The following is a 25315-nucleotide window of genomic DNA, read 5'->3' as shown; positions in this document are numbered from 1 at the left end:
GAGCAAAACACGGGTGGTACCACGCAATTTAGCGTCCCTAGAGATTTCTAGGGGCGCTTTTTTATTGGCCAGCCGCGTAAGGAGAGAAACAAATGGAAAATGGAAAAGAATTAAAGCGATCATTGTCATCGTTTCAAATGGAAATGATTGCGCTTGGTGGAACAATTGGTGTTGGACTTTTCTTGGGTTCATCATCCACCATCAAGTGGACGGGAACGTCCGTCCTCCTGGCCTACCTACTGGCAGGGCTAGTGTTATATATCGTGATGCGGGCATTGGGTGAAATGCTTTACGTCAAGCCAATCGTTGGATCATTTGCCAACTACGCTACGAAATACATTCACCCGGTTGCCGGCTATCTGACCGTTTGGGCCAATGTTTTCCAGTGGCTGACGGTTGGGATTTCCGAAACGATTGCCGTTGGGGACTACATGCACTACTGGTGGCCAGGTGTACCAACTTGGGTAACGGGTGTGATTGTGCTGATCTTACTGACGTTGACGAATTTGGTCACGGTTAAGGCCTATGGCCGCTTGGAAGCCTGGTTCTCAATCGTTAAGGTGTTGACGATTGTCTTTATGATCATTTTGGGACTATTGATGATTGTCTTTGGCTTTGGTAACCATGGTCATGCCATTGGCTTCTCAAACCTCTGGTCACACGGACCATTCTTTGCTCATGGTTTGAAGGGCTTCATGTTCGACTTGTCGATTGTCGTGACATCTTATCAGGCCATTGAAATTATTGGGATTACTGCTGGTGAAGCGGCCCACCCACAAGAAGCGATTGTGAAGTCAATCAAGTCAATCGTTGCCCGGATTTTGATTTTCTACGTTGGAGCGATTTTCGTGATCGTGACAATTTATCCATGGGACAAATTAGATACGGTTGGTTCACCATTCGTTGAAACTTTTGCTAAGGTCGGGATTACCGCTGCGGCTGGAATTATTAACTTTGTGATGTTGACGGCCGCCGCATCAGCCTTGAACTCAGGTCTGTTCTCATCATCGCGGATGCTTTACACACTGGCCCAGCAAAAGGAATTGCCACCTGTCTTCTTGAAGTTGTCAAAGAACCGCGTCCCAGATGTTTCGGTTTTGGCCATGTCGGTTGGAATCTTACTTGGAATCATCTTAAATGCGGTCTTGCCACTCTTCTGGAAGGGGTCAGAAAACATTTTTGTCTTGGTTTATTCCGCCTCGACTTTGCCAGGAATGGTGCCTTGGTTTGTCATCTTGATTTCGCAAATTAAGTTCCGCAAGCAAAATCCTGATTTGATGAAGGGCCACCCATTCATGTTGGCCTTGTCGCCATGGTCAAATTACTTTGCAATTTTCTTCTTATTAATTACCCTGGTTTTCATGGTGATTAATCCAACGACTCGAGTACCATTGGCCATTGGCTTTGCCTTCCTATTCCTCATGGGGCTTTTGTACTTCTGGACGCACCGTCGGGATGCAAAGAACAACTAACAAAATTAAGCTGCCTTTGGTCTAGATGTTTTTGCGATCGAGTGTTGACATTAACAGGGGTAGTCTGTAATATATATTAGGGCTCACATTTAATGTGAAACACTTTTATTTCTCCCAAGCTCTGCTTGGGAGTTTTTCTATTTTATTTAATGAATTTGTCCTAAAACCATAGGAAAATTCGCTGTGTCAGGCAAAATATAGGAGGCATTATGGCAAAGAAGCAAACCAAGTACATTTTCGTCACGGGTGGGGTCGTTTCATCCCTTGGAAAAGGAATCGTGGCCGCTTCTTTGGGTCGCTTGTTGAAAAACCGCGGCTTGAAGATGGCAATACAAAAGTTGGATCCCTACATCAACGTTGACCCAGGTACAATGTCTCCCTACCAACACGGAGAAACTTACGTAACCGGTGATGGTCTTGAAACTGATTTGGACATGGGCCACTACGAGCGTTTTATGGACATCAACACCAACATGTACTCAAACGTGACGACTGGTCGGATTTATTCAGAAGTTTTGGCCAAGGAACGTAAGGGTGATTATAATGGGGCAACCGTTCAGGTAATCCCACACATCACCAACGCGATTAAGGATAAGATTGTCAAGGCCGGTGAATCAACGGATGCCGATGTGGTTATCGTTGAAGTTGGTGGAACGGTTGGTGATATCGAATCATTGCCATTTATTGAAGCTTTGCGCCAAATGAAGTCAGACTTTGGTAGCGAAAATGTCTTTTATTTGCACACTTCATTGATTGTTTACTTGCAAGCGGCTGGTGAAGCTAAGACCAAGCCAACGCAACACTCTGTGACGACTTTGCGTTCATTGGGTATCCAACCAGACATGTTGGTCTTGCGAACACAACACCCATTGACAGATGAAATGAAGACCAAGTTGGCAACCTTTACGGATGTTAACCCACAAGCTGTTATCGAATCACGCGATGTGGACACTTTGTACGAAATTCCTTTGAACCTGCAAGCACAAAAGATGGACCAAGTGGTTGTGGATAAGTTGAAGTTGGATGTGCCAGAAGCCGACATGACGGAATGGAAGGCCATGGTTGATGCCATCGAGCATCCAAAGAAGACCATCCATGTTGCCGTTGTTGGTAAGTATACTGATTTGCAAGATGCTTATATCTCAGTTAACGAAGCCTTGAAGCACGGTGGTTACTCACAGGATACGGACGTTGAAATCGCCCACATTAATTCCGAAACAGTGACGGAAGAAAACGTTGCCTCATTGTTGAAGGACATGGACGGTATCATGGTTCCTGGTGGCTTTGGCCCTCGTGGAACGGAAGGAAAGATTCAAGCAATCCGCTATGCCCGTGAAAACAACATCCCATTCTTGGGTGTTTGTTTGGGAATGCAGTTGGCCTCAGTTGAATTTGCCCGCGATGTCTTGGGTTACAAGGATGCCAACTCAATCGAGTTGAACCCCGAAACGACTCATCCAATCATTGCCTTGATGGATGACCAAAACCAAGTGACAGACTTGGGTGGAACGCAACGTCTCGGCTTCTACCCAACTTGCTTGTTGGAAGGCTCAAAGACGGCTGCCGCCTATGGCAACAAGCCTGAAGTCGAAGAACGTCACCGTCACCGTTATGAATTCAACATTAAGTACCGCGATGAATTTGAAAAGGCCGGCATGGTCTTCTCAGCCACATCACCTGACAACAAGTTGATGGAAGTAATCGAATATCCAAAGAATGACTTCTTCATCGCTGCTCAGTACCACCCAGAATTCATCTCACGGCCAAATAAGCCAGAAGGTTTGTACAACAGCTTCATCACTGCTGCTGTAGCCTACAACGAAAAGTAATTTGCTTTCACATTTGTTTAATAAAAAGGTCGCCAAAGTCTTGGCGGCCTTTTCGTACATAGAAGTTCTGGAGTTATAATAAAATTATGTTAGCCAATTTATCACAACATCTTGAACAAAAACTGCTCCTCTTACCTGACGAACCTGGTTCTTACCAAATGAAGGACCGCCTCGGTAAAATTATTTACGTCGGTAAGGCCAAAAATTTGAAAAATCGGGTGCGGTCATACTTTAAGCAAGACCATACCGGTAAGACGGCCGAATTGGTGGCCAATATTGTCGACTTTGACTTTATTGTGACCAATTCCGATAAGGAAGCCTTTTTGCTCGAAAATGAATTGATCAAAAAGTATAAGCCTTACTATAATATTCGGTTGAAATATGGAACCGGCTATCCCTATATCAAGATTACGCGTGAGCGCGACCCCCGGATGGCGCTGGTTTCCGAAGTCAAAAAGGATGGGGCCTTTTACTTTGGCCCTTATCCCAACGTCTATGCCGCCCAGGAAACGTTGCATTTCTTGGAAAAAAACTACCCCTTGCGCCGCTGTAAGGGTCATCAAGGACGGCCGTGCCTCTATTATTCGATGGGGCAGTGCCTTGGGGCTTGCTTTAAGACGGTGCCAGTAGCGGAATACGATGCTCAAGTTGAACGGATTAAGCGTTTTTTGTCCGGCGATACCAAAGTGGTCAAGCGCCGGTTAACAAAAGAAATGGATGAGGCCGCCGAAAACCTGGAATTCGAGCGGGCGGCCGACTTGCGCGACCAGCTTAAGTATATTGACGAAACGGTTGAGAGCCAGCGAATCTTATCGAATGATTCGACGCCACGCGATATCTTTAACTTTTACCTTGATAAGGGCTGGATTACGGTTTCGGTGCTCTTTATTCGCCAGGCCCGGTTAATCCGGCAAAGCAAGCAGACCTTCTCGGTTGTTAGCGATGGTGTTGATGAGTTGACCACCTATATCCAACAGTTTTATTTGCAAAAGAATATCCAAAAGCCAAAAGAAATTTTAGTACCAAAGAATATCGATGACGATATTTTGTCCGAAGCCTTGGGCGTGCCGGTACGGACACCGGTTCGTGGTGAAAAGAAGGCCTTGTTGGATTTGGCGAAGAAGAACGCTAAAATTGCCCTCGATGAGCAATTCCGTTTGATGGAGCTAAACGAACAAAAGACCTCCGGGGCGATGAAGGAAATTACCGATGCCCTCGGGATTTCCATGGGCCACCGGATTGAGGCCTTCGACCACTCTCATACCCAGGGAGAAGAAATTGTTTCGGCAATGGTGGTCTTTGAAGATGGCCGGCCAAACAAGGATATGTACCGAAAGTACAAGATTAAGTCGACGGACCACGCCGATGAGTGGCTGGAAACCCAAGAAGTCATCCGCCGCCGTTATTCACGCTTGCTGAAAGAAGGAACCGACCTTCCTGATTTGATTTTGATGGATGGGGGAATTATCCAGCTCCATGCGGCTAAAGAAGTTCTGGAAGATGAGTTGGGACTAAATATTCCGATTGCGGCCATGGTCAAAAACGATAAGCACAAGACCGCCGATTTGATTGATGGCAAAACCGAGCAGGTGGTCGTCTTAGACCATAAGTCGCAGGGCTTTTTCTTGGTTCAGCGAATCCAAGATGAGGTTCACCGCTTTGCCATTACCTTCCACCGCCAGTCGCGGTCAAAGAAGTCCTTGGCATCACGGCTGGATGCGATTGCGGGTGTTGGCCCTAAGACCAGGCAGAAGCTTTTGACTAATTTTGGTTCTATTACTAAGATTGAGGCAGCCAGCACAGAAGAAATCGAATCACTGGGAATTTCGAGCAAGGTGGCGCAATTGATTCATTGGTCACTTTCGGAGCAACAGTCTTGAAATTGTTAGAAATGCCAATTTGCCGGTGGTGAAAGTAATCTTTCTGTGATAGACTTAAATGTCTAGATTTATTTGTTTTAAAAAAGGAGTGAGCGCCGTTTTGGCGCGGAATATATGGCATTTGTTGATCAAGCACAAGTTGAAATAAAAGCCGGAAAGGGTGGCGACGGAATCGTCTCCTTCCGTCATGAGAAGTTCGTGGCCATGGGTGGCCCCTTTGGTGGGGACGGTGGCCATGGTGGGTCAATCATCTTAAAAGTTGATGAGGGACTGCGCACACTAATGGACTTCCGTTATAACCGTCACTTTAAGGCCCAGGCCGGTGGTAAGGGTGGTACCAAGGGGATGACTGGGGCTTCAGCCGAAGACCGGATTATCAAGGTTCCCCAAGGAACAATCGTTACCGACGCCGATACTGGTGAAGTGCTGGGTGATTTAGTGCGCCCTGATCAGACATTGCTCGTTGCCAAAGGTGGCCGTGGTGGTCGTGGTAACATCCGCTTTGCTACTCCTGCCAACCCGGCACCGGAACTGTCTGAAAACGGTGAACCGGGACAAGTTCGTCAAATCAAGCTTGAATTGCGGGTTTTGGCGGATGTTGGTTTGGTTGGCTTCCCGTCTGCTGGTAAGTCGACTTTGCTTTCGGTCGTGTCAAATGCCAAGCCCAAGATTGCAGCCTATCACTTTACGACCATTGACCCCAATATCGGAATGGTTCGGTTGGGGGATGACCGTGACTTTGTCATGGCCGATTTGCCTGGTTTGATTGAAGGGGCCTCACAGGGTGTTGGCCTTGGTTTCCAATTCCTTCGTCACGTGGAACGGACGCGGGTGATCTTGCATTTGGTGGATATGTCTGGGATTGAAGGGCAAGACCCTTATACACAATACCGGAAGATTTTGACCGAATTGCAAGAATACGACCCAACTATCTTGGAACGGCCACAAATTGTCGTCGCAACCAAGATGGATATGCCAGAGTCTGCTGAACTCTTTAAAGAATTCAAAAAGCAGGTTGAGGCCGATTCTGGTTTGGCTGCGGTTCCTGAAATTGTCTCAATTTCAGCCGTGACCCACCAGGGTGTCGATGACTTGTTGCGTAAGACCGCCGATTTGCTTGATCAAGCACCGGTACCAACGGCTTATCAGCAAGAAGAAGAGACAATCGAAGAAAAGATTTACAAGTTTAAGCAAGAAAAGCCAGAAGTCTCAGTTGAATGGGATGATGAACTGGTTTGCTGGTTGATCTCTGGACCAGAAGTTGAAAAGTTGGCCGCTATGACCAACTTGCAACGTGAAGCCACTATCATGCGCTTCGCCCGTCAGTTACGCCACATGGGTGTTGATGACAAATTGCGCGAAGCTGGTGCGAAGGATGGCGATGACGTCCGGATTAACAATACTAATTTTGTCTTTGAATATTCAGAATAAGCCTGCTAGTCAGGCTTTTCTTATTCAGAAAAAAAGCCCTGCTTGGTGAACAGCCAGCTGGGCTTTTGCTATAATAGAAGAGATAATGCCACGGGTAGATTTTTTACCACATGAGGAAAAATAAATGATTTTACCAGCTTTAATCGAAGCTTTTAACGAACAATTTAAGGAAAAGACGCCCATCCAAGAAGCGCTTTTTGAGCGAATGGCTGATGGCGAATCCGTTTTTGGCCTGGCACCAACGGGGTCTGGGAAGACTTTGGCCTTTGCCTTGCCAGTTTTGTCACGGATTGATTTGACGGCCAAGCAAAGTCAGGTCTTGATTTTGGCACCATCACAGGAGCTGGGCGCCCAACTCGCCCAAGTTATCCGTCCCTATGCCAGCAAGGTTGGTGTAAAGGTCGCTGCTTTGATTGGTGGAGCCAACGGGAAGCGTCAGGCCGACAAATTAAAGAAGGAAAAGCCAGCGGTCGTCGTTGGTACTTTGGGCCGGGTTTTGACCATGATTGATGGTGGGGCCTTGAAGACGAAGTACCTTAAAACGCTGATTGTCGATGAAGCCGATGCGACTTTAGTCGAAGAACACGCCGAGGACTTGGAGCATTTGGCTGCTGCTTTGCCTGACTTAGACCAGGTGGCCCTTTTTTCAGCTACTTCCGGTGTTGATTTGGCCTGGTTGGAACGGCTCTTTGGCAAGTCCGTCAAGCCGGTTTCGGTCGGCAACCACGCACCCGAAAGCATTGACCATACCTATTTGCACGTCGATGCCCGCGCCAACCACAAGGTTTTGATTGAGTTAGCCCGGCGCCACCAGCAGGCACTGGTATTTTTCAATACCATTGGGGCCTTGGTATCCGCACAGGCCGCCTTGCGTCACGAGCATGCTTCGGTGATGTCTGTTGGAAACAATGAAAAGTCACATTTGAAGCGGGCGGATGCCCTTAAAGCCTTTAAGTCGGGCAAGTTAGACTTATTGCTGGCAACCGACGTGGCTGCCCGTGGCCTCGATATTCAGGGGCTCCCCCTGGTCGTCAACGCGCAAATTCCAAATAATTTAACGACCTATTTGCACCGAACTGGCCGGACTGGTCGAGCTGGTCTGCCTGGTCAGGTATTGAACTTGGGAAATGACCATGACATTCGGAAGTTGAAGCAGTATTTGCCTGAAACAATGTCTTTGTCAAAGTTCTCATGGGCAAAACCAACGGTACAAAAGGTTGCGGAACGGTTAATCAAAGAAGATGATTTGGCAGAAGATGCTCAGGTGATCGACGCTTATTTGCCAAAGAAGGCAACTGACCAGCCAGAAAATCAGGAAGCTGGTTCAAAGCCTCGCGGTCCAAAGACCGGTCAAAAGAAAGCCTCACGGGCTAAGAAAGCCGAACAAACGGTGATGGATGCCAAGCAGGCTGCGAAGGCCAAGAAGAAGCACCAAGCCCGGAAGAAAAAGAATAAGGGTAAGCCAAAGTGGGCTCAGGGGCCACGTGAGGAGCGGTAGTCTCAGAAGTTTGCTGAGGCCCGCGTTAATCTAAATTCTTGATGAAAGTTTGGAGGAAATTATGCCAGAATTGCCCGAAGTGGAAACGGTCCGTCGGGGCCTAACCGCTCTTGTGCAGGGTGCACAGGTGAATAAAATTCAGGTGCCGTATCCAAAGGCCATCGTTTCTGATTTGCAGGAATTTAAAACAGCCCTGGTTGGTGCCGTGATTGAAAAAATTGATCGGCGCGGCAAGTACCTGCTCTTTCGTTTCTCGAATCAAAAGACGCTGGTCTCGCACTTACGGATGGAGGGCCAATATTCGGTCGAACCGGAAGGGGACACGCCACATAAGCATACCGAAGTGATCTTCACTTTGGCTGATCAGCGGGATCTGATGTACAACGACACCCGCCGTTTTGGCCGGATGCAGTTGGTCGAAACCGGGACGGAATACCAGCAGGTGTCTGGCTTGAGCAAAATCGGTCCGGAACCAACCGAGGCCGACTTGGATGTAACTTATTTGTCGAGCATCCTAGCCAAAAGTCACCGCAAGATTAAGCCGTTTTTGCTTGATCAGGCTAATTTGGCCGGTCTCGGCAACATTTATACGGATGAAGTGCTCTGGCAAAGCCAAATCCATCCGGAAACGTTGACCGATCAACTCAATGAAAGTGAAGTTGAGCGGTTGCGGGACAATATCATTGCCGAAATTAAGCGCGCCACCGACCACCACGGCACGACTGTTCATTCTTTCTCGAACGTCTTTGGTGAAGTCGGACAATTTCAAAACGAATTAGACGTCTATGGTCGGGTTGGCGAACCTTGCCGGCGCTGCGGCGAAACCTTGGTGAAAATCAAGGTCGCCCAACGGGGAACGACCTATTGCCCCGTTTGCCAAGTGAAAAAATAGGAATCTAACCCCCAGCAACCGGATTTGCTTCCTGGCTGTGAAAGGATATCATGGGAACTTTAACACCAATTTCGCGCAAACGAGTGAAATTTACTGCTAAAAAACAATTGGCCGGTCATTTTTTGGATGCCATTAAGGCCAATATCATTGTGATTTTATATACTGTTTTCCAAACATTTTTGTTGCTGCTGCACGCTTACTTGTTGACGGTGGCCTACTTACAGGACGGCCAAATTTTGTATTTCAACCAGCAAAGTAGTCTTTTTTCCACAGTGATTACCAGCACTATTGCGATGATTTTTACCTGGTCGGCTAAGTGGACAATTATTGATTATTTTCAAAAGCCAAAGGCAAAGATCCGCTGGCGTCAAAGCGTTCAGGCTTTTCAACTGGCCCACTTCTTTGCCACGGCCATGCTGGCCTTGGTCCAAAATATTCTGATTTTTTTGTGGTCATTGCTAGTCATTCCAGCCTTTGTTAAACCCTTTTCATATTCACAAACCTACTATGCCTATAAGATGGATTTGCTCTTTGACCGCCAGCAAAAGTCATTAACCGACTATATTTCGATTTCACGACGGGTGATGAATGGCCGGAAGATGGAATTATTTAACCTTGAGTTGTCCTTCATTGGCTGGCATTTGTTGGGCATTGTGACTCTTGGTCTGGGCTACATTTTCATCGTGCCATATTTGAATACTTGTCGGGTGGTTTATTCCAGCCAAGTATTTGCACAAGCTTTACAGGGAGGGGTATCATGAAAATTATTGGATTAACTGGAAGCATCGCGACGGGCAAGTCATCCGTTACGAAGCAACTCGCCGAAGCGGGTTACCGCGTGATTGACGCCGACCAGGTGGCCCGAGAAGTCGTTGAACCCGGTACGTTTACCTTGGAAAAAATTAAGGATACTTTTGGCAATGGTGTCGTTAAAAACGGTGTCTTAGACCGGGCCAAATTAGGCCAGCTGGTCTTTGGCAATCCAACCTTGTTGAAGCAGCTCACGGCCATTACGAGTCCGATTATTTATTCCACGATTGAAGATAAACTGAACTTTTTCAAGATGAAGGGCGAAAAGATTGTCTTTGTTGCCATTCCACTTTTGTATGAACAAGGCTATGACAAGTCGGACTGGCTCTCAGAAGTGATTGTGGTCGCCACTGACCCAAGAATTGAATTGGACCGGTTGATGGCCCGTGATCATTTGGACGAATATGCTGCCCAGAGTCGCATTAAGTCACAAATTTCGATTGAAAAAAAGGTCGAATTAGCCGACCGAGTCTTTGATAATAATGGTAGCAAGGAAGACTTAGCCAAGCAGGTTCGTGCTTACCTCGATGAACTAAAAAAAGGATAATTTATGGCAATGGATGCAGGGACAATTGAATTTCAAGCAAAAGAACCGGCTTATTTGAATTTGACTGCTCCGATGACCTTAGCCGACTTGGACCGGGTTTTTAACCTCTACTTACCATTTTTAGGTCCAAAGTCTTACTCGTTGTACCATTTTTTGGTTGACGAGGTGCAGGCCGGGGTTGATTGGTGGGGCAACCATTACCTACTGCTCGATACCCTGACGCTGTCACTGCCAGATTTGGTACATGCTCGTAAAGCCTTAGAAGCCGTTGGCCTGTTGAAGACCTATTATCAAGCAGAAGGGGTTCAGCGGGGGTATACATATCAAATTCAGCCACCAATGTCGGCGAAGGCCTTCTTTGAGGAAGACTTGCTGGCTGGTTTGCTCTTTTATTATGCCGGTGAAGACCGGTTCTTGGATTTGACGAAGCGCTATCAAGGGCGCGGCAGCCAGGTTGCACAGGGGGCCAACGTCCAGGACCTATCGACTAGTTTCCTGGAACTCTTTGATAACCCCAGTGCGAAGACTGTCCGGCCGGAAGTTAAAATCGATGAGGCAGTCAAACCAGCTGACCTTGATTTGAAGCAAACCAGCTTTGATTTTGAGGCGATGGTGGCCTTGACGCATGGGACGACGGCAGCGATGCTCGCTAAGCACCGCCAATTGATTGTGACCCAGCAGGTTTTGTACCAATTGAACGAGGCGGAATTGGCGACTGCGATTACGCGCAATATTAATTTGGATAACCATGACTTGAATCGCGCTGGTTTTTTGACCTATTTGCAAAACAACTGGGCCCAAAATAAGCAGGAAAAATTGTCAGCAACCACGCCTGACCAGGGGCAAGTTCAGCCAGACGAAGCAGCCGTCAACGATGCTGCTACAACCGGGACTGGCCGGAAGTCGAAAGCGTTGGCTAGCCTTTACCAGGCAGCCAATCAATTGAGCCCAATTGACTTTTTGCGGCAAATTAAAGAAAATAACCATGGGTACGTTACCAAGGCGGAAAATCAGATTTTGTCTGATTTGTTGAGTAAGAACATCTTGCCGGTACCCGTCTTGAACATTTTGGTCTGGCAAGTCCTCGTTAACATGGACAATCCGGATTTGAAACGGAACTTAATGGATTCGATTGCCAATGACTGGGCTAAAAGTCAGGTGAAGACGGCACCAGAGGCGATTGCTGCCATTGAAAAGCACCAAAACCGCCAGCGGCCAGCCAACAATAATAACCGGTCTGCTAACCGAAATTGGCAGAGCCGGCCAACCAAGACCGAGCCGAAGATGGCAAAGAATGATGAGATTCAGCAAGCAACCAGCGCATCAGTAGGGGCAGATGAATTGATGGCCCTATTGAAGAACCGCCGGACTAAAAACTGAGGATAAAGATGAAAGATTTAGGAACTGTTTTAAAGGACTTCCAAGAAAAGCATCCAGAAATGTCAAATGGCCAGTTGGCTCAGGCACTGGAAGCCATTCAAGCCGATGCGGATATTCGCAACTTTTGGCAGGAAAACCAAAGTCAGCTTCAGCCCGATGCTTTGACGGTATCGATGATGGATTTGTATGAATTTGTCGTGCAAAAAAACAAGCAAAACGATCCCAAGTCAGCCCTCTATCCTGGTTATTTTCCAGTACTAACACTGGAAAAGGGTTATCCACACGTGGCCTATCAGGCAGACGAGGCGACTCAAAAAGCCCTTCTGCAAAAAAAGCACCTGCAATTTATTTCAGTACCCAAGGACGTGCGCCAAGCTGATTTAAAGGCAGTAATTGCTGCTGGCGGGGACCGTGGACCAGCCGTGCCCAGAACCGTGCAACTTTTTGATGCCCTGGCTTCAAAGCATGAAAACCAAAGCGATAACTTTGTCTCTGGTTTGTACCTTTATGGTGACTTTGGTGTCGGCAAAACCTATTTGATGGGGGCTTTGGCCAATGCCTTGTCGGCCAATGGAATTTCCGTGGCGATGATTCATTGGACCTCGATGATCGAGCAATTAAAGGCCAGCTTTAATCGGAATAGTGATGACCAATCGGATGATATTTTGAACCAAGCCAAGAACGTGGAAGTCCTGATTTTAGACGATATGGGAACGGACAACCTTTCTGCCTGGTCGCGTGACTCAGTTTTGTCGGTCATCTTGGAATACCGGATGCAAAATGAGCTAACAACTTGTTTCACTTCTAATTTTGATTTAAACTCGTTAGAGGAGTATTTAGGACAGACCAAGGAAGGAAAAGAGCCTGGTAAGGCAGCCAGGTTGATGCAACGTTTCTTGTTTCTGGCTCAACCAGTGGCGATGGTTGGTAAGAACCTTCGCCTGCAACGTTAATGAAAAGCTGAGGGCTGTGAACCACTAGGATCGCAGCCTTTTCATTCGCTAAGTGGCTGACATCAGGCGAATGATGTTTATGGAAGGATGCGTATCGTGAAAAGACAATTAGGCCGCATCGCTATTATTTTACTGGCGACGGTCCTGGCTTACTTTATTGGTCGTTTTGACAGCTTTTTATATCAAAATCCCGTGGGCCAGGTGGTGTCAATCCACCAAACAACCGAGCAAGCAACCACGGATGAGTTTGATAACCAAGATGCACAAAAGACGCAAGACCTCACAATTAAACTGCTCAACCGGTCAAATCAAACAATTAAGATACAAAATCAGGTAATGGAGTCTCAAACGATGACAACCAATTACCGGGTGGGCGACCAAATTCTGTTAAAAAAGCAGGGCGGTGACTATCAAATTGATACGATTAAGCGAGACTCAACGTTGTTGGCCCTAACGGTCATGCTGCTTACGAGTGTTCGAGTCTACGTGAAGCGCAAAAAAACCAATTTTTTGATGCTATCACTGCTGGCCAATGCTGTCCTCTTTGTCCTTGCCTTATTTGTGGATGTTCATGTTAAAAATTTGCCGGTGGTACCTTGGTTTATTCTGATTGCCGTAGTCTTGTCGGCCTTGTCGCTTGGCTTAGTGCTTGGGCGTACCAAGCAGGCCCGGATTACTTTGTATGCAACGATTGTGACCACAGCCTTAGCCGTTTCGGTGATGTGGTTAGCCTTAAAGTTAACCGGCGGACTCGGGGTTCATTTTGAGACAATGTCCTTTGTGACCCAAGTACCGGCGCCAATTTTTTACGCTCAGGCGATTATCGGTGTCCTGGGGGCGGTCATGGATGAGGCGGCCGATATCGTCGCCGGTCTCTTTGGCTTACACCGGGAATCACAACATCGTCCCTTTGAGGACTACTGGCGTGCCGGACTGTCGGTTGGTCGGGAAATTCTTGGAACACTGACGAACGTTTTGTTTATGATTTTCATTGCTGAAACCATTCCAATGGTGATTTTGATGCTGCGAAATGGTAACAATTGGTCCTACATTTTGGACCAAGTGATGAACCTGGGTATCTTGCAGACGGTGGTTTCAGCCATTGGAATCGTCTGGGCGGTCCCAGTGACGTCAGTAATGACGGCTTGGTTGTTGCAACACCGTGATGAAGAGGAGGCAGTCAAATGAATGCGATTGGATTATTGATCATTTTATTGCTGCTTTCCTTACTGGTTGTAGCGGGCAAGCAGGGGCTCAAAACTTTTTTGGGTCTGATTTTAAACTTTGCCCTAATTTTTGTCTTAATCATCCTGGTCAATTGGGGTTTTAATCCGTATTTGGTGACGGCCGTGATTTCATTATTGATTTTATCGGTGGCGATTTATTTGTCAGCCGGCCGGGCCAGGGTGATGGCGATTGCCTGGCAAACCTCGGTTGTTGTGATAATCTTGGTCGGCCTTTTAGCTTGTTTCACGCAGTATTTTGCACAAGTTCAAGGTTATACTTTGGAAAACTCGGACGAGTTAGAGGGGTTGTCCCTGAACATTGGTTTGAATTTTAGCCATTTAGTCATTATCGTGATGATTATTTCGGCTTTGGGAGCGGTGGCGGAAGCCTCAATGGCGATTACGGCAGACCTGTTTGAGGTGATTGAACGTTCACCAAACATTACGGTTGAATCGCTGAGCGATCACGCTCAAACCATTGGGGGCCAGATTTTGGGCACTGCCATCAATACCCTGTTTTTTGGGATGCTTGGTGCCAATATTCCCTTATTGATTTGGTATTTGCGCTTGCACTATACGTTAGCTGAATTTATCAATGCCAAGCTTCTGGTAATGGAAGTGGCGACGATGTTGTTGGGGATGATTGGGATTTTACTGTCAATCTGGTTCTCAACTTTCTTGGTAGAACGGGGTTATCAACGGGAAGGACGGAAACTACTTCATGAATCAGATGTTTAATTTGATTGAGGAAATTACCCGCAATGACGGGTCAATTTACTATGAGTTGGGCAATATTTCTGAAAATTCACGGGCGGAGTATGCTGCCGAGCACGGTTTCATCAAGTCTGTTCGAATTTTAAAGATGAATATTCCGCGCTCTTCCCACGTGGAAAAGGTCGAGGCGTATATCAACGAACACTTTGACTTCTTGCCCTTGGAAGCGGATCACTTTGATGAATGGGTGAAACCAGCCGAAATTGAGGAAGAAATGGAGCAAATCTTGCTTGATAATAAACTCGGTTGATCGGATTTTTGCTCGGATAACCTTGTATTTTGTGACGGTTTTCTTTATAATTAAAAGCGTTGTTTAACGCCTTTTGATGGTATAGCCAAGTGGTAAGGCACGGGTCTGCAACACCCTGATCGCCGGTTCGACTCCGGTTACCATCTCTGATAAAAAGTCCTGACATTTTGCCAGGACTTTTTTATTTTTTATCGATAAGCCCGTCTTATCCAACAGTTCGTGGTGTATTGTCCTTGCAAAATATTTGAGTGTGTTATAATTGACACAATTATTCAGCGAATAATGGAATAGGAGATACAAAATATGGGCATGCGTGTTGATAATTATGTTTCACCGGAAGAAAAAAAGGAGGTCGATGCTAGACGAATTAAGATGTTGAAAATCTTTTCGAAGGTTGCAACAGTGATGAACATCTTGATGTATGTATCGTACTTCCCTCAGATTATCTCAAACTTCAGTGGTAATCCCGTTAATCCATTGCAGCCCGCAGTTGCGATGATTAATGCCTCGCTGTGGACTGGTTATGGTTGGTTGAAGACCTATAAGGATTGGCCAATCATCATCTCAAACATCCCCGGAATTTTCTTCGGGATGCTGACCTTTGTCACGGTTTTCATTCACTAAAAAAATTTGTAAAACGCCCATTATGGGCGTTTTTTTATTGATCATTTTTGCCATTTTCAGCAGTGACTAGAATATTTATTTTAAGGGGCAATGGTGGTAAAATAACATTTATCAAAAAGAGAGGATGGGTTGATGTCACTGGCTTTAACGGATTCCGTTGCCACGCTGAAGGGTGTTGGCCAAAAACGGCAGGATGCCTTGCGCGAGCTAGGAATTTTTACAATTGAAGACTTATTAACCTATTATCCATTTCGTTATGAGGATTTAGGCGCCCGGCTGCCATCTGAAACCCTTGATGGGGAAAAGGTAACCTTTAAAGGGATTGTTTCCACTCCAGCGATTGTGCGGCGTTACGGTAAGCGGTCGCAGACCGTTTTAGGGTTGTTGATTGACCGCGAGAATATCCGGGTGACCTTTTTTAACCAGCCGTGGGTGGCCAAAAATATCGAAGTTGGCCAGGAAGTCGCTGTCTATGGTACCTATAACGCCGCCAAAGCAGCCTTAACGGCTATCAAATTAGTACCGGCTAGTACGAATGTGTTAGACCCAATCTATCCGGCCACCAAGTCGGTTAAGGCGAAAACCATCGCCGATTTGATTGAGCAGGCCTGGGGACTATTTCGGGGCCAGCTGCCCAATTTGGTGCCCAGCACTTTGCGCGAGAAGTACCGTTTGTTGGACAAAAATCAACAAGTCGAATGGACGCACTTTCCAAAAGACTCCGCCGAAGCCAAGGCAGGGCGCCGGTCAGCCGCCTTTGAAGAGTTCTTTATTTTCCAAATGCGGCTCCAGCTGTTGAAACAAGCCGACCAATCCTTTGGCGGTCAACCACTCCAGTATCAGCAAGCAGCCGTGGACCAACTGATTCAGGCCCTGCCATACCAGTTGACCGCAGCCCAAGACCGGGTCGTTGGTGAAATTTTGGCCGACCAGGCCGCTCCCCGGCACATGAACCGGCTACTTCAGGGTGATGTTGGTTCTGGAAAAACGGTGGTCGCGTCGATTGCTATGTATGCAGCGGTGACGGCCGGTTGTCAGGCAGCGATGATGGCACCAACCGAAATTTTGGCCCAGCAACACGCCAAGAGCTTGGCTAAGTTATTTGATCAGGCCGGCATCGATTTGCGGGTGGAATTACTGACATCGGGTCTCAAGGCAAGCCAACGCCGGCAAATTTTGGCTGACCTAGAAGCCGGTGAGATTGACATTGTCGTCGGGACGCATGCCCTCGTCCAAGATGACGTCTTTTTCCACCACCTTGGTTTGGCGGTGATTGATGAGCAACACCGCTTTGGGGTTAAGCAACGATCAAAGTTGCGCGAAGGTGGGATGAACCCAGACATTTTAGCGATGACGGCCACGCCAATTCCCAGAACGCTTTCGATTACTGCTTACGGCGAAATGGAAGTTTCGATTATTGATGAGTTGCCGGCAGGGCGGAAGCAGATTATTACCAGCCAGCTCTCGGAGCGGCAATTTGATCAAGCTTTGGCTCTAGTTAAAGCTGAGCTAGCCAAGGGAGCCCAGGCCTATGTAGTGACCCCGCTGATTGAAGAGTCCGAAACCCTGGATGTTCGCAATGTCACGGAGGTTTACCAAAGCCTGCAGGCTGATTTGCCGGATTACACGGTCGGATTGCTACATGGCCGCCTGCCAAAGGAAGATAAGGACACCTTGATGCAAGGCTTCAAGGAAAATCAAATTCAGGTCTTAGTGGCAACGACTGTGGTCGAGGTGGGAGTCGATGTTCCAAACGCCTCGATTATGTTAATATTAGATGCTGACCGTTTTGGTTTGGCGCAGCTTCATCAGCTGCGTGGCCGAGTCGGGCGAGGCGACCGCCAGTCCTACACCGTTTTGGTGGCAGACCCGAAAACGGAATATGGAAAAGAGCGCCTGAACGCTTTGGTTGAAACGACGGATGGCTTTGAATTAGCCCAAAAAGATTTAGAGCTTCGTGGTGCCGGGGATATCCTTGGAACCAAGCAGTCGGGGATGCCCGAATTTCAGGTGGGTGACCCGGTCAAGGACCTAACGATGCTGACGATTGCGCAGCAAGAGGCATTAGCCTTGGTCCGTCAAAGTGGCTGGGACCAAGAAGAGGATAACCAGGCCTTGGTGGCTTACTTATCCCAAACGATGGCGCAGTTCCGCCATTTTGATTAAAAATGATTAATTACTATTGAAAAACGAGGAGAAAAATTGTGATTAAGATTGCTATTGATGCGATGGGTGGGGACTTTGCCCCTGATGAAATCGTCAAGGGGGTAGAGATTGCCCGTGACCGTTATCCTGAATTGGAATTCCAGTTATTTGGAACTGCCGATAAGGTTCGTCCATTGATTCAAAACGATGACCGCATTACCTTAATTCCAACGACCGAAGAGATTGAAATGGGTGAAGAACCTGTTAAAGCGATGAAGAACAAGCAGGATTCTTCATTGGTTCGTGCCGCTCAAGCTGTTAAAGAAGGTAGCGCCGACGCCTTGTTCTCAGCTGGAAACACTGGGGCCATCCTGTCATCGGCCATTTTTATTGTTGGTCGCATCAAGGGGGTTGATCGCCCAGCTTTGGCTTCTGCCATTCCTTCATTTGGTGGACCAAATGATTCATTTGTCTTCATGGACTTGGGGGCCAATGCAGAAAACAAGCCAAGCCATTTGTACCAATACGGTATTTTAGGTAGTTTTTACGCCCAATCAGTGATGGGCATCAAGGACCCACGTGTTCGTTTGCTCAACAACGGTGGTGAAGAAGACAAGGGGGATGAAACCCACAAGGAAGCTCACCAATTGATGAAGCAAGCCACAGCCTTTAATTTCTTGGGCAACGTTGAATCTCGTGAAATTTTGGAGGGAACGGCTGATGTTGTCGTTGCCGATGGCTTCTCTGGAAATGCCGCTTTGAAGGCTATGGAAGGGACTGCCTTGACAATGATGGATCAATTGAAGGATTCTATTAAATTGACTGGCTTCCGTGGTATTTTGGGTGCCTTGTTGTTGAAGCCCGCTTTGCGCTCATTGAAGCATAAGATGGACTTTAACGAACAGGGTGGTGCCGTTGTCTTGGGTGTTAAGGCACCAGTAGTCAAGACCCACGGTTCTGCTAAGGCAAATGCCGTTGCTAATACAATGGGTCAAATTGAAAAGATGGTTCAAGAAGACTTGGTTGGCAAGACCACTGCCTTCATTAAGGAAAACGCAGATTCTTTGAAAGCAAAGAAAATTGAAAAATAAATGGTCAGCCTGCTGCTTGTCGTTCAAGTAGCAATCGCTGAGGGAGTTACTGATGGCTTTTACAAAAGAGCAAATTTACGAACAGCTGGCAAAGGAAGCGGCCAATCGCTTCTCATTGAAAAAAGAAAAAATTTCGCCAGCCTTAAATTTTGCCAAGGACACGAGTGCTGACTCAATCGATGTCGTTGAACTCGTCCTTGAAATTGAAGACGAATACAACTTAGAAATTCCTGATAATGAACTGGATTCATTGGCAACGATGCAGGAATTAGTTGATTACGTGTATGTTCATCAAGCGTAAACAACAGCCAACCCAATCGCACAAGCACGCAGCAGTCAAAAATGCTGGAGAAGTTCAGACGGGTGCTTTAGCCAATTTGGATGAAGCAGATTTGCAAGCCTTTGTTGAACGAGTGTCCCTTGAATTTTTTGGTCAACCCTTTCGTCATCGAGCTGTTTATAACAGCCGCTTGCAAACAACTGGTGGCCGCTATCACTTAAAAGATCATCACATCGACTTTAACCCCAAGATGGCCCACCGCTCAGACTTCATTGGGATTGTGAAGCATGAGCTGACGCATTATCATTTGCATTTGGCTCAGCGCGGCTACCAGCACCGGGATGCCGACTTTAAACGACTCTTAGCCCAGGTGGGTGGCTCACGCTACGCTCCAGCGATTCGACCTGCTAAGCAGCAACCGTTTCGCTGGCATTATCAGTGTACAAATGGTCATGATTTTTACCGGAAGCGGCGGGTTGATACTGACCGTTATCGCTGTGGCCAGTGCCGGAGTCGACTCCGCCTAGTCGAAAAAATGGTGCCGGGGCTTGAAGATTAGTACCAATTCAGGCACAATATGGGTGGTGAGAATAAGAGGAGGCATAAACAATGGCAATGCGTTTTGCTTGGGTTTTTCTGATTCTAGCATCATATCCAGTCGCCCTGTTATGGGCGGCAAACCATGGTTGGCCGGTGCGCGTCACCATGCTAGCGGCTTTTGCCTTGCTGGTAGTTGGTAGTTTAGGCTTTATGTTGTTGACGTATCTTCACTATCAGCGCGAGAGTCTGACGGAAGACCACCGAGAAACAAAATCATAATTTAGAATTAGACCGGTGTAAGCGTTTGTAGTACCGGTCTTTTTTTGCTATGATAATACTTTAGAGTAGACATATATCAAGGAGTCGGCGGCCATGGCGGAACAAAAAAAGAATGCAACAATTTATGATGTTGCCGAAAAAGTTGGTGTTTCACTGGCAACCGTTTCTCGGGTGGTGAATGGGAATAACAATGTTCGTCAGACAACCAGAGAAAAGGTCCTGCAAGCAATTGATGAATTAGGCTATCAGCCAAATGCGGTTGCCCGAGGACTGGCTTCCAAGAAAACAACCACCATCGGGGTGGTCATGCCAGATGTAACCAATGTTTTTTATTCGGAATTAACCCGAGGTGTTGATGATATCGCTCAAATGTATCAATACGATGCCTTGCTAACCAATACGGATGACGACCAAGATCGAGCCGTGACTGCTTTGAAAAACCTATTGACCAAGCAGGTGGATGGCATTATTTACATGGGTACTAAGCTATCCAAGCCCGTTATGTCGGCTATTTCGGCCTTGCGCGCTCCGGTTGTTTTGGCTGGTTCTGTTGATCATGCCGGTCAGTTGCCATCTGTTAATATTGACTACGTGGCAGCCTTTGAAGCGGTCACCACTAATCTGATTAACCGCGGTCACCAACGGATTGCCCTGGTGATTGGTTCGACCGACCGAGCCATTGACCAAGATTTTCGTTTGCTGGGATACAAGAATGCCCTGGAAAAGGCGGGAATGGCCTTTGATGACCGCTTAGTCTTTGCGAAGGCCCGGACCTATGCGGCCGGAACGATTCAGGCAGCCGATTTAATGGCCCAAGAAGTCACGGCCGTTTTGGCTTATGATGATGAACTGGCCGTTTCAATTTTGAATTACTACCAAGACCATGGCTACAAGGTGCCAGATGACTTGGAAATTGTGACATCCAATAATACCAATTATGCGTTGATGGCTCGGCCAGAGTTGTCATCGATTGACCAACCTAAGTATGATATTGGAGCGGTAGCGATGCGGATGTTAACCAAGCTCATGAATGGCGAAAAATTAGACGATACACAAATTAAATTGCCATATACTCTGATCAGTCGGGGCTCAACTAGAAAAAATTAACAAGCAGGAGAAACCATTCTAAGGTTTCTCTTTTTGTTTAGAATGATTATAAATTACTTGATTTTTGACAATTATTTCTATAAAATAAAAGGATAATTACAAGAGGAGGGGATTTCCTTGAAAAATATTAAGAGCTTGTCGCCGTTCTCGCTGGTCTTGTTATTTACATCCTTTACGATGTCGATTTCACAATCAACGATGACGACGACTTATCCGATTTTGATGAAGCAATTTGGGATTAACGCCGCGAACGTCCAATGGGTGACTTCTGGTTTCATGGTGGCGATGACCTTAATCATGCCACTTTCTCCCTGGTTGCTTGATAACATTCCATTAAAAAAACTACTGAATTTAATTGTCGGTATCTTTCTTGCTGGAACGTTATATGCCATGGTGACACCAAACTTCATCGGGGTTGTGATTGGTCGTTTGCTGGAAGGAATTGCGGTTGGTGCACTTTTCCCAACTTATCAGGCGGTCATCATTGAAAATACGCCGACCGAAGACCGTGGGGTAGCCATGGGAACGGTTGGCCTGGTCATGGGATCTGCCTTAGCAGTTGGTCCAATCGTGTCAGGAATTGTTTTGCAATGGGGTTCATGGCGGATTTTGTTTGGCCTGTTTTTTGTGGTCTTGCTGGTTTTGATTATGTCGATGCAATCAAAGATTGAAAATACGCACAAATTGGCACCGCGCAGTTTTGACTTTCTCTCGGCCTTCTTGCTGATTGGCTTTGCCGGTATCTTGTACACGATTTCGGTCCTACCAGCCACTGGTTGGAACTGGATTTTGATTACAACGTTGGTTGTCTCCATTCTCTTTTTGACCATCTTTGTGATTCGTCAGTTGAAAGAAAAAACACCATTCTTGGACCTGCGGGTCTTTCGCCATGCGGGCTACCTGCCAGCAATGCTATTGACGGGGATGTCCTACTCTGGTTTGATTACCGCAACGGTTTTGATGCCTTTGTACTTCCAAAAGGTTTACGGTTTGGTGCCGGTATTGTCAGGGTTATTGATGATTCCAGCGGCTGTCTTCCTTTCATCATTGAACCCACGGGCTGGTCGCCTACTTGAAAAGATTGGTTTGCGTCCATTGGTCTTGCTTGGATCAACGATGATGGTCTTGGGTTACTTGGATCTGGCCGTCTTTGGAACCCGGTACTTGCTCTTAGCTATTTTGGGGGCGATGTTGCTTGAAGGTGGCAATGCCTTTATTATGATGCCAGCCGTTACAGCAGCTAACAATGCTTTGCCAACACACTTGGTTTCACACGGAACGGCGATTATCACCACGATGCGCCAGGTGATTGGAGCCAGCTCAATTTTGGTGGCTAGTATCTTGATTGGTATCTTTAGTAAAACCGTTTCATACGGTGCTTCGTTAAATCAAACTGCTGCTTGGTTTATTTTAATTCCATTGTCTGGTTACTTGTTGGCTAGTCGGATTAAGGTTCAAAAAGCAGAATAAAAGAAAAAACAGCGGTAACGCTGTTTTTTTGTCGAAACAAAGTTAGACTAGCTTTTCCCCGGATTATCACGTAAAATAGACGAGATAAGAAAAATGATTTAGTGGGCACGGGATGCCCGTTGGAGGCAATTTTGGCAAAGAAACCGTTATTGATTGGGATTACCGGTGGGTCTGGTTCAGGAAAGACCACCGTTTCAAAGGCCCTGATTACTCGCCTCAGTGCAAATACGCCAATCTTGTTACAACAAGATGTGTACTATAAAGACCAATCCGAAAAGCCGATGGAAGAGCGGGTTAAGACCAACTATGATCATCCCGACTCGATTGAAACCGACCGCTTCGTCGCTGATTTGGAAAAGTTGATGAAATATCAAGCAGTTGATATTCCCGTTTATGACTATGCCCAACACACGCGATCAAACGAAACGGTTCACATCGAACCGGCAGACGTGATTATTGTTGATGGCGTTTTGCTGTTCAATGATGCGCGTGTCCGCAACTTGTTGGATTTAAAGGTTTTCGTTGATACGGATGATGACATCCGTTTTATCCGTCGTTTGCAACGGGATACTCACGAACGTGGCCGGACTGTTGAAGGTGTGATTGAACAGTATTTGGCAACGGTTAAGCCAATGCATAACCAATTTGTTGAACCAACCAAGCGTTATGCTGACATTATCGTTCCTGAAGGTGGCGAAAACTTCGTGGCCATCGATATGTTGATGAATCAGGCCATTGCCATGGTTGAAAAAGAAGAAAAGTAAGGAAAAAAGGCTTTTAACCATTTTGGTTAAGAGCCTTTTTTAGTGCTTTCGTGTGCTTTCGATCACGTCACGCATGGTATCAACAACGTGTTGGGTTTGCGTCGGAATCTTAGATCCTGCTAGCGTAAAGAGGGTATCGATAATGGTTAATTGGGCAACCAAAGAAGACATCGATTCCGAACGGAAGTTAATTTCTTCAGCCAAAGATAAGAAGACGATATCGGCCATCTTTGCCAGGGGTGAGTTGGCAAAGGAAGTAATGGCGATGAAGGGGACCTTGTTTTCCTTGAGCTTTTGGGCCACGAAGAGGGTGTCTTCGTTTCGGCCGGAATGGGAGATGACCACAGCGGTATCCTGTGGGGTTAGCTTAACGGCTTGCATCAATTGGATGTCGTAATCGGGATGGGAAATCACGTCGATTGGGGTTCGCAAAAACTTGTGGTAGGCGTTAAAAGCGGCAATCGATGAACCACCGATTCCAAAAAAACCAACGCGCTTAGCCGAAGTTAACCACTTGACTGCCAAGTCGAGCTGGCTGGCGTCGAGTGATTGAATGGTCATTGAGAGGGCATTTTGCGCACCAGCGAAAACTTTTTTGGTAATCGCTTCCGTATTATCGGCATCCTCGATTTCACCAAAGAGGTCCACCGGTGGACGACTTTGATTATAGGAAGCCAAGGCGACTGAAAAGTCGCGGTAGGACTCAAAGCCAATTTTTTTGACGAAACGTGAAATGGAAGCGGTCGAAACGCCGGTATGGTCGGCCATTTCTCGAATGGTCCCACCGGCGGCCTGATCAGGCTCTTTTCTGATGTAGGCAATTAATTTTGTCTCGGTTTGGTTGTAGCCAGCCGGATTTTGCCCAAGTTTTGCAAAAATAGAATTTTTCATAATTTTCTCTCTGAATGTTGGCGTCAAGCCTCTTGATAAGAATACTATACCCGACCTGAAATTTATTTTCAATTATCACTTGCATGATGTAAATGATTTTCATATAATAGAACTTGTAACTGATAAAGAAGAAAATCTAAAAGAGGTAATACACATGAAGTTTGCCATGATCGGCCTTGGTAAGATGGGTCTTAACTTGGTTAAGAACGCCGTTGACAATGGTCACGAAGTTGTAGCATTCGACTTGAACAAAGACTTTGTTGCAGAAGCAGATGCTTACTCAGACAAGGTTGAAGGTGTTAACACAATCGATGACATGTTGGCTAAGTTGCCATCACCAAAGGTTGTTTGGGTAATGGTCCCAGCCGGTGTACCAACGAACTCAACAATCGACACTTTGATTGAAAAGATGGACAAGGGCGACATCATCATTGATGGTGGAAACTCAAATTACAAGGACAACTTGGAACAAAACAAGCGCACTACTGCAGCTGGTTTGAAGTTCTTCGATGCCGGTACATCTGGTGGAATGTCAGGTGCACGTAACGGTGGAAACTTCATGATTGGTGGAGATGACGAAGCAGCATGGAAGGTTATCGAACCATTGTTTGCTTCAATCGCCCTTGAAGATGGTTACCTTTACACTGGTCGTTTGGGATCAGGTCACTACTTGAAGATGGTTCACAACGGAATCGAATACGGTATGATGCAAGCCATCGCCGAAGGTTTCGAAGTATTGGAAGCCTCACAATTCGACTACGACTACGAAGCCGTTGCTAAGTTGTGGAACCACGGTTCAGTTGTTCGTTCATGGTTGATGGAATTGGCCGAAGAACAATTCGCCAAGGATCCAAAGTTGTCAAAGATTTCTGGCCGGATGCACTCATCTGGTGAAGGAAAGTGGACAGTTGAAGAATCACTTGATTTGGAAGTTCCCGCACCAGTTATCTACTTGTCACTTGCAATGCGTTACCGTTCATTGCAAGAAGACACGTTCACTGGAAAGGTTGTTTCAGCATTGCGTAACGGCTTTGGTGGACACGCCATGGATGCTGCCAAGTAATTAAACATTTGATTTAAAAATTGCTCCCGCTCTAGGGGGCTTTTTCTATGAAGAAGGGATTATTCCATTGTGGAATAATCATCATTTAGAACCATGGTTAGTTGTTTAGTATGAACAAC

The 25315-nt window shown here is 46.6% G+C and carries 24 protein-coding genes and 1 tRNA gene; 24 read left to right on the top strand and 1 reads right to left on the bottom strand.

Annotated features, from left to right (window positions below):
* The first annotated feature begins 92 nt into the window (after positions 1-92).
* From BLW39_RS01615 to udk, 23 genes are all read left to right on the top strand, one after another.
* Positions 93-1472, top strand: a complete 1380-nt coding sequence (locus BLW39_RS01615; RefSeq protein WP_059376282.1) for an amino acid permease — start codon at positions 93-95, stop codon at positions 1470-1472.
* A 209-nt stretch (positions 1473-1681) separates the two neighbouring features.
* Positions 1682-3301 carry a CTP synthase gene (locus BLW39_RS01610; protein ID WP_059376279.1) on the top strand — a complete coding sequence of 540 codons (1620 nt, stop codon included), beginning with the start codon at positions 1682-1684 and terminating at the stop codon, positions 3299-3301.
* Positions 3302-3387: 86 nt separating this feature from the next.
* Positions 3388-5181, top strand: a complete 1794-nt coding sequence (gene uvrC / locus BLW39_RS01605) for an excinuclease ABC subunit UvrC (protein WP_059376276.1) — start codon at positions 3388-3390, stop codon at positions 5179-5181.
* A gap of 114 nt (positions 5182-5295) precedes the next feature.
* Complete coding sequence (obgE, locus tag BLW39_RS01600; protein WP_059376273.1) at positions 5296-6612, top strand: GTPase ObgE; 1317 nt, start codon at positions 5296-5298, stop codon at positions 6610-6612.
* A gap of 124 nt (positions 6613-6736) precedes the next feature.
* Positions 6737-8110, top strand: a complete 1374-nt coding sequence (locus BLW39_RS01595) for a DEAD/DEAH box helicase (protein ID WP_059376270.1) — start codon at positions 6737-6739, stop codon at positions 8108-8110.
* 61 nt (positions 8111-8171) lie between these two features.
* On the top strand, positions 8172-9002 hold the full coding sequence (gene mutM, locus BLW39_RS01590) for a bifunctional DNA-formamidopyrimidine glycosylase/DNA-(apurinic or apyrimidinic site) lyase (protein WP_059376267.1): 831 nt from the start codon (positions 8172-8174) through the stop codon (positions 9000-9002).
* A 50-nt stretch (positions 9003-9052) separates the two neighbouring features.
* On the top strand, positions 9053-9763 hold the full coding sequence (locus tag BLW39_RS01585) for a DUF975 family protein (RefSeq protein ID WP_059376265.1): 711 nt from the start codon (positions 9053-9055) through the stop codon (positions 9761-9763).
* Complete coding sequence (gene coaE, locus BLW39_RS01580) at positions 9760-10359, top strand: dephospho-CoA kinase (protein WP_059376260.1); 600 nt, start codon at positions 9760-9762, stop codon at positions 10357-10359. The genes BLW39_RS01585 and coaE overlap by 4 nt, the downstream gene beginning before the upstream one ends.
* 3 nt (positions 10360-10362) lie before the next feature.
* Positions 10363-11739, top strand: a complete 1377-nt coding sequence (locus tag BLW39_RS01575) for a DnaD domain protein (protein WP_059376257.1) — start codon at positions 10363-10365, stop codon at positions 11737-11739.
* A gap of 8 nt (positions 11740-11747) precedes the next feature.
* A complete protein-coding gene (dnaI, locus tag BLW39_RS01570) occupies positions 11748-12692 on the top strand; it encodes a primosomal protein DnaI (protein WP_059376254.1) in 945 nt (314 codons plus the stop codon).
* An 87-nt stretch (positions 12693-12779) separates the two neighbouring features.
* Complete coding sequence (locus tag BLW39_RS01565; protein ID WP_059376251.1) at positions 12780-13880, top strand: YibE/F family protein; 1101 nt, start codon at positions 12780-12782, stop codon at positions 13878-13880.
* Positions 13877-14656 (top strand): YibE/F family protein, encoded by a 780-nt coding sequence (locus tag BLW39_RS01560; RefSeq protein ID WP_059376247.1) that lies wholly within the window; start codon positions 13877-13879, stop codon positions 14654-14656. The genes BLW39_RS01565 and BLW39_RS01560 overlap by 4 nt, the downstream gene beginning before the upstream one ends.
* The gene (locus BLW39_RS01555) at positions 14640-14942 is read left to right on the top strand and encodes a hypothetical protein (protein ID WP_059376244.1); all 303 of its coding nucleotides are present in this window, start codon (positions 14640-14642) and stop codon (positions 14940-14942) included. The genes BLW39_RS01560 and BLW39_RS01555 overlap by 17 nt, the downstream gene beginning before the upstream one ends.
* A gap of 75 nt (positions 14943-15017) precedes the next feature.
* Positions 15018-15088: transfer RNA gene (locus tag BLW39_RS01550), tRNA-Cys, on the top strand.
* 163 nt (positions 15089-15251) lie between these two features.
* On the top strand, positions 15252-15566 hold the full coding sequence (locus BLW39_RS01545) for a SemiSWEET family transporter (RefSeq protein ID WP_059376337.1): 315 nt from the start codon (positions 15252-15254) through the stop codon (positions 15564-15566).
* A 132-nt stretch (positions 15567-15698) separates the two neighbouring features.
* Complete coding sequence (gene recG, locus BLW39_RS01540) at positions 15699-17732, top strand: ATP-dependent DNA helicase RecG (RefSeq protein ID WP_059376240.1); 2034 nt, start codon at positions 15699-15701, stop codon at positions 17730-17732.
* Positions 17733-17773: 41 nt separating this feature from the next.
* Positions 17774-18802, top strand: coding sequence for a phosphate acyltransferase PlsX (gene plsX / locus BLW39_RS01535; RefSeq protein WP_059376334.1), 1029 nt, complete (start codon positions 17774-17776; stop codon positions 18800-18802).
* Positions 18803-18854: 52 nt separating this feature from the next.
* Positions 18855-19103 carry an acyl carrier protein gene (locus BLW39_RS01530; RefSeq protein ID WP_059376238.1) on the top strand — a complete coding sequence of 83 codons (249 nt, stop codon included), beginning with the start codon at positions 18855-18857 and terminating at the stop codon, positions 19101-19103.
* A 76-nt stretch (positions 19104-19179) separates the two neighbouring features.
* Positions 19180-19641, top strand: a complete 462-nt coding sequence (locus BLW39_RS01525) for a SprT family protein (protein ID WP_059376331.1) — start codon at positions 19180-19182, stop codon at positions 19639-19641.
* Positions 19642-19691: 50 nt separating this feature from the next.
* Positions 19692-19901: a hypothetical protein gene (locus BLW39_RS01520; protein WP_059376231.1), complete on the top strand. Its 210-nt coding sequence runs from the start codon at positions 19692-19694 to the stop codon at positions 19899-19901.
* Positions 19902-19994: 93 nt separating this feature from the next.
* Positions 19995-21008: a catabolite control protein A gene (gene ccpA / locus BLW39_RS01515; protein ID WP_059376223.1), complete on the top strand. Its 1014-nt coding sequence runs from the start codon at positions 19995-19997 to the stop codon at positions 21006-21008.
* Positions 21009-21125: 117 nt separating this feature from the next.
* Positions 21126-22478, top strand: a complete 1353-nt coding sequence (locus BLW39_RS01510) for an MFS transporter (protein ID WP_059376218.1) — start codon at positions 21126-21128, stop codon at positions 22476-22478.
* A 131-nt stretch (positions 22479-22609) separates the two neighbouring features.
* Positions 22610-23242: a uridine kinase gene (udk, locus tag BLW39_RS01505; RefSeq protein ID WP_059376216.1), complete on the top strand. Its 633-nt coding sequence runs from the start codon at positions 22610-22612 to the stop codon at positions 23240-23242.
* Between the two features lie 39 nt (positions 23243-23281).
* Here the strand turns inward: udk and BLW39_RS01500 are convergent, their stop codons facing one another.
* Positions 23282-24133: a MurR/RpiR family transcriptional regulator gene (locus BLW39_RS01500; protein ID WP_059376211.1), complete on the bottom strand. Its 852-nt coding sequence runs from the start codon at positions 24131-24133 to the stop codon at positions 23282-23284.
* 154 nt (positions 24134-24287) lie between these two features.
* Between BLW39_RS01500 and gnd the strand changes: the two genes are divergently transcribed.
* On the top strand, positions 24288-25196 hold the full coding sequence (gene gnd / locus BLW39_RS01495) for a phosphogluconate dehydrogenase (NAD(+)-dependent, decarboxylating) (RefSeq protein ID WP_059376204.1): 909 nt from the start codon (positions 24288-24290) through the stop codon (positions 25194-25196).
* The last annotated feature ends 119 nt before the right edge of the window (positions 25197-25315 follow it).

Source organism: Fructobacillus pseudoficulneus, assembly GCF_900108455.1.
GTDB classification, from domain to species: Bacteria; Bacillota; Bacilli; order Lactobacillales; family Lactobacillaceae; genus Fructobacillus; species Fructobacillus pseudoficulneus.
This window is presented reverse-complemented; position numbering and strand designations above follow the sequence as displayed.

Bases quoted from the DNA above. Each gene is read 5' to 3' on its own strand.
- coaE (WP_059376260.1), top strand. From the start codon at position 9,760: ATGAAAATTATTGGATTAACTGGAAGCATCGCGACGGGCAAGTCATCC.
- BLW39_RS01545 (WP_059376337.1), top strand. From the start codon at position 15,252: ATGCGTGTTGATAATTATGTTTCACCGGAAGAAAAAAAGGAGGTCGAT.
- BLW39_RS01555 (WP_059376244.1), top strand. From the start codon at position 14,640: ATGAATCAGATGTTTAATTTGATTGAGGAAATTACCCGCAATGACGGG.
- BLW39_RS01575 (WP_059376257.1), top strand. From the start codon at position 10,363: ATGGCAATGGATGCAGGGACAATTGAATTTCAAGCAAAAGAACCGGCT.
- recG (WP_059376240.1), top strand. From the start codon at position 15,699: ATGTCACTGGCTTTAACGGATTCCGTTGCCACGCTGAAGGGTGTTGGC.
- mutM (WP_059376267.1), top strand. From the start codon at position 8,172: ATGCCAGAATTGCCCGAAGTGGAAACGGTCCGTCGGGGCCTAACCGCT.
- BLW39_RS01610 (WP_059376279.1), top strand. From the start codon at position 1,682: ATGGCAAAGAAGCAAACCAAGTACATTTTCGTCACGGGTGGGGTCGTT.
- BLW39_RS01565 (WP_059376251.1), top strand. From the start codon at position 12,780: ATGCGTATCGTGAAAAGACAATTAGGCCGCATCGCTATTATTTTACTG.
- ccpA (WP_059376223.1), top strand. From the start codon at position 19,995: ATGGCGGAACAAAAAAAGAATGCAACAATTTATGATGTTGCCGAAAAA.
- BLW39_RS01585 (WP_059376265.1), top strand. From the start codon at position 9,053: ATGGGAACTTTAACACCAATTTCGCGCAAACGAGTGAAATTTACTGCT.
- obgE (WP_059376273.1), top strand. From the start codon at position 5,296: ATGGCATTTGTTGATCAAGCACAAGTTGAAATAAAAGCCGGAAAGGGT.
- BLW39_RS01520 (WP_059376231.1), top strand. From the start codon at position 19,692: ATGGCAATGCGTTTTGCTTGGGTTTTTCTGATTCTAGCATCATATCCA.
- BLW39_RS01595 (WP_059376270.1), top strand. From the start codon at position 6,737: ATGATTTTACCAGCTTTAATCGAAGCTTTTAACGAACAATTTAAGGAA.
- BLW39_RS01560 (WP_059376247.1), top strand. From the start codon at position 13,877: ATGAATGCGATTGGATTATTGATCATTTTATTGCTGCTTTCCTTACTG.
- BLW39_RS01500 (WP_059376211.1), bottom strand. From the start codon at position 24,133: ATGAAAAATTCTATTTTTGCAAAACTTGGGCAAAATCCGGCTGGCTAC.
- uvrC (WP_059376276.1), top strand. From the start codon at position 3,388: ATGTTAGCCAATTTATCACAACATCTTGAACAAAAACTGCTCCTCTTA.
- BLW39_RS01530 (WP_059376238.1), top strand. From the start codon at position 18,855: ATGGCTTTTACAAAAGAGCAAATTTACGAACAGCTGGCAAAGGAAGCG.
- BLW39_RS01615 (WP_059376282.1), top strand. From the start codon at position 93: ATGGAAAATGGAAAAGAATTAAAGCGATCATTGTCATCGTTTCAAATG.
- dnaI (WP_059376254.1), top strand. From the start codon at position 11,748: ATGAAAGATTTAGGAACTGTTTTAAAGGACTTCCAAGAAAAGCATCCA.
- gnd (WP_059376204.1), top strand. From the start codon at position 24,288: ATGAAGTTTGCCATGATCGGCCTTGGTAAGATGGGTCTTAACTTGGTT.